The 9,213-nt window shown below is 71.2% G+C and carries 9 protein-coding genes; 4 read left to right on the forward strand and 5 right to left on the reverse strand.

Translation table 11 applies throughout. From position 1 onward, the window contains the following. Positions 1 to 31 precede the first annotated feature (31 nt). Positions 32 to 2,860, reverse strand: a complete 2,829-nt coding sequence (locus ABT001_RS28770) for a penicillin acylase family protein (protein ID WP_351283341.1) — start codon at positions 2,858 to 2,860, stop codon at positions 32 to 34. A gap of 223 nt (positions 2,861 to 3,083) precedes the next feature. On the opposite strand from ABT001_RS28770, the gene ABT001_RS28775 reads away from it, so the two are divergent. After that, on the forward strand, positions 3,084 to 3,698 hold the full coding sequence (locus ABT001_RS28775; protein ID WP_351283343.1) for a hypothetical protein: 615 nt from the start codon (positions 3,084 to 3,086) through the stop codon (positions 3,696 to 3,698). 41 nt (positions 3,699 to 3,739) lie between these two features. On the opposite strand, the gene soxR is transcribed toward ABT001_RS28775, so the two are convergent. Beyond that, entirely contained in the window at positions 3,740 to 4,213 is a 474-nt protein-coding gene (soxR, locus tag ABT001_RS28780) for a redox-sensitive transcriptional activator SoxR (protein WP_351283345.1), read from the reverse strand. Between the two features lie 157 nt (positions 4,214 to 4,370). Between soxR and ABT001_RS28785 the strand changes: the two genes are divergently transcribed. Beyond that, complete coding sequence (locus ABT001_RS28785; RefSeq protein ID WP_351283349.1) at positions 4,371 to 4,832, forward strand: MaoC family dehydratase; 462 nt, start codon at positions 4,371 to 4,373, stop codon at positions 4,830 to 4,832. Positions 4,833 to 4,890: 58 nt separating this feature from the next. On the opposite strand, the gene ABT001_RS28790 is transcribed toward ABT001_RS28785, so the two are convergent. From ABT001_RS28790 to ABT001_RS28800, 3 genes are all read right to left on the reverse strand, one after another. Then, complete coding sequence (locus ABT001_RS28790; RefSeq protein WP_351283351.1) at positions 4,891 to 5,514, reverse strand: TetR/AcrR family transcriptional regulator; 624 nt, start codon at positions 5,512 to 5,514, stop codon at positions 4,891 to 4,893. Between the two features lie 83 nt (positions 5,515 to 5,597). Beyond that, entirely contained in the window at positions 5,598 to 5,888 is a 291-nt protein-coding gene (locus tag ABT001_RS28795; RefSeq protein ID WP_351283353.1) for a YiaA/YiaB family inner membrane protein, read from the reverse strand. Positions 5,889 to 5,963: 75 nt separating this feature from the next. Continuing rightward, entirely contained in the window at positions 5,964 to 7,115 is a 1,152-nt protein-coding gene (locus tag ABT001_RS28800) for an acyl-CoA dehydrogenase family protein (RefSeq protein ID WP_351283355.1), read from the reverse strand. A gap of 65 nt (positions 7,116 to 7,180) precedes the next feature. On the opposite strand from ABT001_RS28800, the gene ABT001_RS28805 reads away from it, so the two are divergent. Together ABT001_RS28805 and ABT001_RS28810 are read left to right on the forward strand one after the other, a co-directional pair. Next, on the forward strand, positions 7,181 to 7,855 hold the full coding sequence (locus ABT001_RS28805; RefSeq protein ID WP_351283357.1) for a TetR/AcrR family transcriptional regulator: 675 nt from the start codon (positions 7,181 to 7,183) through the stop codon (positions 7,853 to 7,855). Positions 7,856 to 8,046: 191 nt separating this feature from the next. Further along, positions 8,047 to 8,991 carry a DMT family transporter gene (locus tag ABT001_RS28810; protein WP_351283360.1) on the forward strand — a complete coding sequence of 315 codons (945 nt, stop codon included), beginning with the start codon at positions 8,047 to 8,049 and terminating at the stop codon, positions 8,989 to 8,991. The last annotated feature ends 222 nt before the right edge of the window (positions 8,992 to 9,213 follow it).

Genomic DNA, 9,213 nt, shown 5'->3' on the forward strand with positions numbered 1-9,213 from the left:
CCCGTCGGCGGGACGGGGAACGGGCTCGGACTCAGCGGTGCGAGGGGAACTCCACGACCAGCTGGTAGGTGGGCCGGTTCTGCCAGTGGATGGACCTGTGCGATATCCCGCCCAGCGGGCGGTGGATGATCGCGTCGGTGCACCACTGCTCACCGGCCCCGCAGCTGTCGTCCCCCGGGTAGACCTCGGCGGCCGGTGTGGCCGCCGCCTCCTTCAGGGTGCTGAGAAGCGCGGCCCGGCAGGCGCTCAGGTCGCCGTTGCCGCAGTACGTCTTCGCCAGCGGCCCCTCGACGGACTGCCCGAGGACCTGGCGCAGGTCCTTGTCGGCGAAGCCCCACCAGCCGTACTGGAAGGCGGAGCCGCTGTGCGCCCCGCTCGGCCCGTGGCTGGCGGCCGGGGACTCGTCGGTGCCCAGGCTCGCGGTGAACGCCGCGTAGAGGTCGTCACCGAGGCCAGGACGGAACTCCGCCTCGATCAGCTTCGGCCACCACGCGTCCATGACGCGTACCGCGTCGGCGTGTGCGTACGTGTGCGATCCGGCGCCGGTCTCCTTGCGCTGGGCCCCGGACGCCCGCCAGGAGTCCAGCCGCTGGACCACCGCGTCGAGTTCCGGGTCGGTGACCGGCTGGGAGCGCAGCACCTTCAGGAGCTCGGGCAGCAGCTGCTCGCCGCGCAGGTCGGTGAGGGCCGCCTCCGCCATGGCGCGGGTGAGGGAGGCGCGGGTCACACCGCCCTCCTCGACCAGTTCGGACACCCGGTCGTCGAGCAGGTCGCCCCGGTGCACGGCGCCGAAGCCGAACGCGGCGGTGGAGTAGTCCTTCGCCTGCCGGTTGTTCCAGGAGATGTAGTAGTCCTGGCCGCTGGAGTGCGGGTGCTCGGCGAACGGGGTGTAGTCCGCCGTGTTGGCCTCCGGGTCGAAGCCCCGCCATTCGTACGCCTTCTCGGCCTTGACGGGCAGCGCGGCGTCCACCCCTGGCGCGCGCACGGGATTCATGCCGCTGTTGTAGTAGGCCGTGGTGCGCGAGTCCGCGTAGAACCAGTTGAAGGCGTAGTCGATGTGGCTCGCGGCCTGCTGGAAGGAGGCGGCGTCCGTCACGTAGGCCGGGTCGTTGAGCAGCTGGAAGCCGACGATCGAGTCGGCCTCGTGCCGGTAGGTGGTGCGCAGCGAGGTGTACGCGACCGGCGTGCCGTCGACCGTGGCGCGGTGGGTGACGAGGCCGTGGTCCGTGCGCCACACCCTCATCCGGTAGGAGCCCTTGGCCGTGGAGTCGGCGACGGTGGGCTTCCAGGAGTTGACGCGCTCCAGCTTCTCCATGGCCGTGCAGGTGCCGTCGTCCTGGTAGTGCGTGGAGTCCTTGGTGGGCGCGGAACCGTCGGGTTCGCAGAGTTCGACGGCGTAGGTGTCGGTGATGTCCTGGGCCGCCGAGGTGGCGCTCCAGGCGTAGTCCTGGCCACGGCCCATCTGGACGTACATGCCGACTCCGGCGAAGGAGACGCCACGGGCGCTGATGCCGGGGCCCTGGAGTTCCTGGAGCATCATCAGCTGCGGTGCGAAGTAGCCGGTCTGAGGGCCCATGACGGCGACCGGGTTGCCGCTCGCGGTGTGCTTGCCGGACACCAGGAGGGCGTTGGACATGCCTCGCCTCTGCGCTCCGTCGCCGGCTCCGGGCAGCGAGCCCTCCGGGATGACTCCGTCGTCGTACATGCCCTGCAGCGGTTCGAGCGCGGCCGGCGCCTTCACCGGTGTCTTCCTGTCCGTGCCCGCCGAGCCCGTCCGGTCGTGGATCAGCGGTTCGGGGGTGACGGAGCCCGCGTCGGGCAGGGCGGTGCCCCGGGCCTTGTCGGGCTTGCCGGCGTACGGGAACGACGTGCCGTCGTGGACGGTGAGCACGGCCTCGGGGTCGTTGCGCTGCCGGAAGGACTCCCAGACCCGGGTGCCCTCCTCGACGCCGTACTTCTGCTGGGCGGCGAGCAGCGAGAGCGCGGCCTGGACCTCGCCGCCGCCTCCCCCGCCGAACTGTCCCCCGACGACCGAGGCGATCGAGATCAGGTCGGTCAGCCCGAACGGCTGGATCTCGCCGACGTTCGTGATGGAGTCGATCTTCCCGGTGAGTACGTACTCGCCCGGGAAGTAGCGGCCGCTCTTCGACTTCACCCGGTAGGCGTTGATCCCGTCGACGTAGGCCTGCGCGTCGGCCATCGCCTGCTCACCGCGCGCGCCCTCGGTGGTCCGGATGCGTTCGACCTGGGCCTCGAGGTCCGCCTCGGTGTACGGGGCCTGTGGCCAGAACTGCTGCTCCAGGCCCTGGTTGGCGAGCGCTCCTCCGGCGAAGGAGGTCAACTGGCCGCGTCCGATGTGGCGGAAGAGGTCCATCAGCCACAGCCGGTCCTGTCCGGCGGCGAAACCGGCGCCGAACTCGGTGCCGTAGCGGGTGGTGCCCTTGATGTGCGGGACACCGCTCTTCTTGTCCCTGGTGATCGTGACGTCCTCGCGGGGCTTCGTCACGGACTCGACCTGGTCGGCCGCGACCCCGAAGGAGGCGTCGTTGAAGAAGTCGGTCAGCTTCTGGTCGGTGAGACCCGTATGGCCCGCGACCAGGCCGTTGTAGCGGTCGAGCTGGTCGTCGCTGTGCGCGGGGTGCGTGCCGAACGCCTTGTTCCCGAGGATCTCGACGAGGGTGGCGTTGCCGTTCTCCCCGGGCGGCAGGATGTCCGCGCACCGGCTGCCGCAGTGGTCGATGACGGCGACGGGTTCCGGCTCCGCCGCTCCGGCGCCGGGGGCGGCGGCGAGCAGGGACGTACCGAGGGCGAGGACGGCCGCGACTGCGGCGGCTCCGAGCGTGCGGGTGCGAGGGGGCATGCGTGCTCCTCCGAGTGGCCGATGCGCCGGAGGTTACTGGCGGTACACCCCACGAGTAAGATGAACACCAGTCACTTTTTCCGAATCACCACACGCCCGGCGCGCGGCCCCACGTGGCCCGTCTCAGCACGTGGACGCATTCACCCTTGGATGGAGCCGAATCGGGCAGTCGTACGTCCATCCCTTGACGCCGAAGTACGAGCGACGGAGGTGGCAGTGCCATATGGCCGGTTTCCGGAGTCTTGCGAGACAGGTCCGCGATCCACGGGGTGATCTGGCTTTGCGGCGGTACTCGCTGCGCAAATGCCTGGAGCGGTTCGCCCCGTACGGTCACCGGGCGACCTGGGATCATCTGTGCGCCCGGCACGGGATCGAGCCCGAGGACAGGGCTCCCGAACCGGTGCGCCTGATCCGCGCACTGGAGGAACTGGAGGAGGCGCGGGCCGTCTGGCTCGCGTACGAGGCGGGCTTCGCCGAGCGGAGGCGCCGCGAGAAGCATGACGGGCTGCGCCGGCCCGGAACATTCGACGACTGGCACCGGTGGACGTGGGGCGGCAACGGGATCGCGCACTGCGAGGATCCCGGGGTCCACCCGCGCGCCCCCCTGGCCGAGGTGCTGGCACGGCTGATCGCGGCCCTCGGAGCCGCACCCGGCTCCACGTGCCCGGTCTGCGCGGGGACCGGCATCGTGTGGCGGCGGGACCCGGACCGGGAACCGTGGGCGGGTCCGGTCTGCACCGGCTGCGGCATCGCGGTCCCCCGGCCCGTCCTGACGGCGGGCGCGCTGGCCAGGGCCAGGGGAGCACGTACGGGAGATCTGACGGCGTCCGCGGCCTGAGGACCGCGGGCAACGGAGCGGCCGGCCGGAGCCGGACGCGCTCAGGAACGGCCGGCCGCGCCCCGCTCGGGCATCAGGCGCGACCCGGTCATCCGGTCACCGAAGACGTCGTCGGGGTTGGAGAGCACACACGTCTCCAGCGACAGGCACCCGCAGCCGATGCAGTCGGTGAGGTGGTCACGCAGCCGCCCCAGCTGCTGGATGCGGTCGTCCAGCTCCGAGCGCCACGCCCGGGAGAGCCGGGCCCAGTCCTCGTGGTTCGGCGTGCGCTCCTCCGGCAGTTCGGCCAGCGCGTCCCGGATCGTGGCGAGCGGGATGCCCACCCGCTGGGCCGCGCGGACGAACGCGACCCGGCGCAGCGCGTCCCTGGTGTAGCGGCGCTGGTTGCCGCTGGTACGGCGGCTGCTGATCAGGCCCTTGGACTCGTAGAAGTGAAGGGCCGACACCGCCGCGCCGCTCCGCGCGGAGAGCTGGCCGACGGTGAGTTCTTGGCATGTCTGCGGGATCTGTGGCACCCCTCCGACCTTAATGGCCGCACCTGGTCCGCTGCGGGCCCTTCGAGAACCCGGCCGGTCCGTCGTTGACAGGGACGCGCGGCCCAACCATGCTGAGCAAGCGCTTAGACAGGGCCCCGGAGGGGCGACCGACGGCCGGAAGGCAGGGACCAGGAACATGGCAGAGCCGAAGATCTTCACGTCCGCACAGGAGCTGGCGGACGGGGTGGGCGAGGAGCTCGGTCACAGCGACTGGCTGGAGATCGACCAGAAGAGGATCGACCAGTTCGCCGAGGCCACGGGCGACCACCAGTGGATCCACGTGGACCCCGAACGCGCCGCGAACGGCCCGTTCGGGACGACGATCGCCCACGGCTATCTCACGCTGTCGCTGCTGCCGGCGCTCGTCCCGCAGATCCTGCGGGTCGAGGGCGTCAAGATGGGCATCAACTACGGGACCAACAAGGTCCGTTTCCCGTCGACCGTCCCGGTGGGCTCGCGGCTGCGCGCCACGGCCGTCGTGAAGAACGTCGAGGAAGCGGGTGGCGGCGTGCAGGTGACCGTCCTCGTCACGGTCGAGCGCGAGGGCGGCGACAAGCCGGCCTGCGTCGCCGAGTCGGTCTCCCGCTACTACTTCTGAGCCGCCCGACGGCTTTCGATCCGCGCGGAGTGCGCCGGGCCCACCGGGGCGCCCGGCGTCACTTCTGCGCGCCCACCATGCGCAGGACGAGGTCCGCGTAGAGGGTGCCGACCTCCTCGGGCGTCCGGCTCCCCTGCGCGTTGAACCAGCGCGCCACGTCGATGCAGAGCGACAGCACGGCGAGCGTGGTGCCCGGGACGTCGGGTACGTCGAACTCGCCCGCCCGGACACCGTCGCCGATGATCCGGCGCACCGCGGCGTCGCTCCTCCTGCGCAGACCGACGATCTCCGCGCGGTGCTCCTCGCCGAGCGCCTCCAGCTCGTACTGCACGACCCGGGCCGTGGTGTGCCGTTCGGCGTGCCAGCTGACGAAGGCCCGGACCGCGTCCGCGAGCCGTTCGGACGCCGTGCCGTCCTGGTCGGCGGCCGTCTCCAGGAGACGCAGGGCGCGGTCGTGACCGATCCTGCTGATCCGGTGGAGCAGCTCTTCCTTGGTCTTGTAGTGGATGTAGAGCGCGGCCGGGCTCATCCCGGCGCGGCCGGCGATGTCACGCGTGGTCGTCGCGTGGTAGCCGCGTTCGGCGAAGGCCTCGACGGCCGCGACGAGAAGCCGCCTCGCCGCCTCGGGCGTGACCTCGCTCCACGGCGCGCCGTCGCCGTCGGTCTCCTCCGCCGTACTCATCGCCACGAGCCCCTTTCCGCTGGCAGGACGAACACCATACCGCGATCCTGAGCAAGCGCTTAGAGCGTACGGGGGCTGAGCCGTCAGAGCTTCTGGAAGGGGTCGTGCTCGGCGAGGATCTTCTCCAGCCGGGCCTGGTCGACCCTGCTGACGATCTGCCCCGCCTCCTGCCGGTCGCGGATGACCTTGGCGAGGGTGAAGCACGAGGTGATCAGGTACAGGACACCGATGGCGAGGAAGGCCCGCACCCAGGCATCGGCGTCGAGGAAGAAGATACCGAGGGCCACCGCGCCCATCGCCACCCCGAAGGAGAGGACGGCCTGTCCGTAGAAGGCGGCGGTGCCCTGCTGCTTGACCGATGTTGCCTCACTCATGTCGCACAGCATGGGACGCGGTGGCGTACGGCGGTATCCGCCGGCGTACTCACCCGGTACTCATGACCGCTGGGCTCAGAACGCGGAGACCCCCGTCAGCGCCCTGCCGATGATCAGCTTCTGGATCTGGCTGGTGCCCTCGTACAGGGTCATCACGCGGGCGTCCCTGACCAGCTTGCCGACGGGGTACTCGTCGATGTAGCCGTAGCCGCCGAACACCTGCAGGGCGTTGTTCGCGGCACGGACCGCGGCCTCGGACGCGAAGAGCTTCGCGGTGGACGCGGCGGTGGCGAAGTCCTGCCCGCGGTCGACGAGGTCCGCGACGCGCCAGGTCAGCATGCGAGCGGCGTCGACGTCCACGGAGATGTCACTGATGAGCTCCTGGACGAGCTGGTAGCCCGCGATGGACTTGCCGAACTGCTCACGCTCACCCGCGTAGCGCACGGCGGCGTCCAGAGCGGCCTGGGCGATGCCGACGCATCCGGCCGCCACCGACATCCGCCCCTTGGCCAGGGCGGACATGGCGACGGAGAAGCCCTTGCCCTCGGGCCCCATGAGGGTGGAGGCGGGCACCCGGACGTCCTCCAGCACCAGTTCGGCCGTGGCCTGGCCGCGCAGGCCGAGCTTGCCGTGGACCGGGCGCCGGGTCAGGCCCTCGGAGTGGGCCGGCACCAGGAAGGCGGAGACACCCCGGTGGCCGGGGGTGTCGTTCGTGCGGGCGAACAGCAGCACGACATCGGCCCAGGTGCCGTTGGTGATGAACATCTTGGAGCCGTTGATGACGTAGTGGTCGCCGTCCCGCACGGCCCGGGTCGTCAGGTTCCCGGCGTCGGAACCGGTGCCGGGCTCAGTGAGACCGAAGCAGCCGACGGCCTCGCCGGCGGTGAGCTCCGGCAGCCACTGCCGCTTCTGCTCCTCGCTGCCCCAGGACGCGATGGTCTTGGCGACCAGGCCGAGCGAGACGGAGACGATGCCGCGCACCGAGGAGTCACCGCGGCCGAGCTCCTCGGTCACCAGGCAGTACGCGAGGTGGTCGCCGCCCGAGCCCCCGTACTCCTCCGGGATCGTCAGCCCGAGGAAGCCGAGGGCCCCCAACTTCTTCACGATCGACTTGTCGACGCTCTCGGCACGGTCCCACTCGACGACGTGCGGGGTGATCTCCCGCACGACGAAGTCCTCGGCGAGCCGCCGGACGGCGGCCTGCTCCTCGCTCAGCTCCAGGTTCATCCCGCGACACCCCACTTTTAATTAGCACTGCTAGTTTTATGTCCGCAGGCCCTACTATGTGCCGCATGGCCCGACCGCGCAAGCCCCTCCTCAGCAGAGACCGCATCATCGAGGCGGCGGGCGCGCTCGTCGACGCCGAAGGGCTGGACGCCGTCTCGACCCGCCGGCTCGCCGCCGAGCTGGGGGTGAGCGGGCCCTCGCTCTACAACCACTTCCGGAACAAGGACGAGATCCTGGACGCGGTCGCCGACGCGGTGTCCGCGCAGGTCGACCTGTCGATGTTCGAGGAGGCCGACCCGCGTGACTGGGCAGCCGCCCTGCACGACTGGGCCGTCTCCTACCGCGCGGCGCTCGCCGCGCACCCGCACATCGTCCCCGTGCTCGCCCAGGGGCCGGGGCGGCGCCCGGCCGGCCTGCGGGTCGCCGACGCGGTCTTCGGCGCCATGGTGCGGGCGGGCTGGCCGCCCGCCCAGGCCACCTACATCGGCGCGCTGATGCGCTACTTCATCACCGGGTCGGCGCTCGGCTCCTTCGCCCGCGGGTTCGTCGACGACGAGACGGCGTACGACCCCGCCGACTACCCCCACCTCGGTCAGGCCCATCTGCTGGCCGAGCACCGCCAGCAGGTCGACGAGGGCGCCTTCGAGACCGGGCTGCGTGCCCTGCTGGACGGCCTCGCGCTCCAGTACGGGCAGCGGGCCGCCGGCCGCACGGTCCGGCCCGCGCCGAACGGTGCCTGACGCATCCTGGACACATGGCCCGATTCCTGCGGCAGGACACCGGTCTCACCCCTCGGCACGGGCAGAGCGGTCCGGGCCACCCCTGCCGGGCTGCGCGCCCTGTCGGAGCATCTGGGGATCGAACCGGCGACGATTGACGTGAACTGACAATTCGGTGGGCCCCGAAGGGTTCCCCGCCTAACGTCGTGGCCATGACGACGACACCGACAGCGCCGCCCACCGCGCCGGCCACCTCCGGACGCGACTGGCGCGCTCCGGCCGCGGCCTGCACCACGGTCCTCCTGTGGGCCTCCGCCTTCGTCTCGATCCGCAGCGCGGGCGAGGCGTACTCACCGGGGGCACTCGCACTGGGCCGGCTCCTCGCGGGCACGCTGACGCTCGGCGCGATCCTGCTCCTGCGCCGCGAGGGGCTGCCGTCGCGGGCGGCGTGGCCGGGCATCATCGGATCCGGGCTGCTCTGGTTCGGGCTGTACATGGTCGTACTCAACTGGGGTGAGCAGCAGGTCGACGCGGGCACGGCGGCCATGATCGTGAACATCGGACCGATCCTGATGGCGCTGCTGGGTGCCCGCCTGCTCGGGGAGACACTGCCGCGCCGGCTTCTGACGGGCATGGCGGTCTCGTTCGCGGGCGCGGTGGTCGTCGGCCTCTCGATGTCCGGCCACGGGAGCGCCTCGGTGCTCGGCGTACTCCTGTGCCTGCTGGCCGCGGTGTCGTACGCGGGCGGGGTGGTCATCCAGAAGCCCGCGCTGCGGCACGGGTCCCCGCTCCAGATCACCACGTTCGGCTGTCTGATCGGCACGGTCGCCTGTCTGCCGTTCACCGGGGTGCTGGTCTCCGAGGCGGCCGACGCCCCCCTGTCAGCCACGCTGAACATGATCTATCTCGGCGTGTTCCCGACCGCGCTGGCCTTCACCACCTGGGCCTACGCCCTGGCCAGGACCACCGCGGGACGGATGGGCGCGACGACGTACGCGGTGCCCGCGCTGGTGGTGCTGATGTCCTGGCTGCTGCTGGACGAGGTGCCCGCGCTGCTCACCGTCGCCGGTGGGCTGCTCTGCCTGGCGGGGGTCGCGGTCTCCCGGACGCGATCACGGCGTGACCGGGCGGACGGGGAGCCGACGGCGGGGCGCTGAGCGCTCCCGGGCCCACGCGGACAGGCCTCCGGAGCCCTCCGGCGACGACCCGCCTCCTGGGTCGCCGCCGGGCGGAGGGCTGAACGGCCATGGTCCCGCGGTCTCCTGCCGGCCGCGGGACTAGGGCCAATACCGGTGACTTTGAGCTGTGTTGGTCGTTGGATGTGTTGTGCCAAGGCCTGGGCAGGTGAAGTCGTCGGGTGAGCGGTTGTCGGACCGGAT

It is taken from the genome of Streptomyces sp. NPDC002793 (assembly GCF_040295485.1).
GTDB lineage: Bacteria > Actinomycetota > Actinomycetes > Streptomycetales > Streptomycetaceae > Streptomyces.

What these genes read in the sequence shown, in the direction of transcription:
- ABT001_RS28770 (WP_351283341.1), bottom strand. Translation starts at nt 2,860, where the DNA reads ATGCCCCCTCGCACCCGCACGCTCGGAGCCGCCGCAGTCGCGGCCGTC.
- ABT001_RS28775 (WP_351283343.1), top strand. Translation starts at nt 3,084, where the DNA reads ATGGCCGGTTTCCGGAGTCTTGCGAGACAGGTCCGCGATCCACGGGGT.
- ABT001_RS28785 (WP_351283349.1), top strand. Translation starts at nt 4,371, where the DNA reads ATGGCAGAGCCGAAGATCTTCACGTCCGCACAGGAGCTGGCGGACGGG.
- ABT001_RS28790 (WP_351283351.1), bottom strand. Translation starts at nt 5,514, where the DNA reads ATGAGTACGGCGGAGGAGACCGACGGCGACGGCGCGCCGTGGAGCGAG.
- ABT001_RS28795 (WP_351283353.1), bottom strand. Translation starts at nt 5,888, where the DNA reads ATGAGTGAGGCAACATCGGTCAAGCAGCAGGGCACCGCCGCCTTCTAC.
- ABT001_RS28800 (WP_351283355.1), bottom strand. Translation starts at nt 7,115, where the DNA reads ATGAACCTGGAGCTGAGCGAGGAGCAGGCCGCCGTCCGGCGGCTCGCC.
- ABT001_RS28805 (WP_351283357.1), top strand. Translation starts at nt 7,181, where the DNA reads ATGGCCCGACCGCGCAAGCCCCTCCTCAGCAGAGACCGCATCATCGAG.
- ABT001_RS28810 (WP_351283360.1), top strand. Translation starts at nt 8,047, where the DNA reads ATGACGACGACACCGACAGCGCCGCCCACCGCGCCGGCCACCTCCGGA.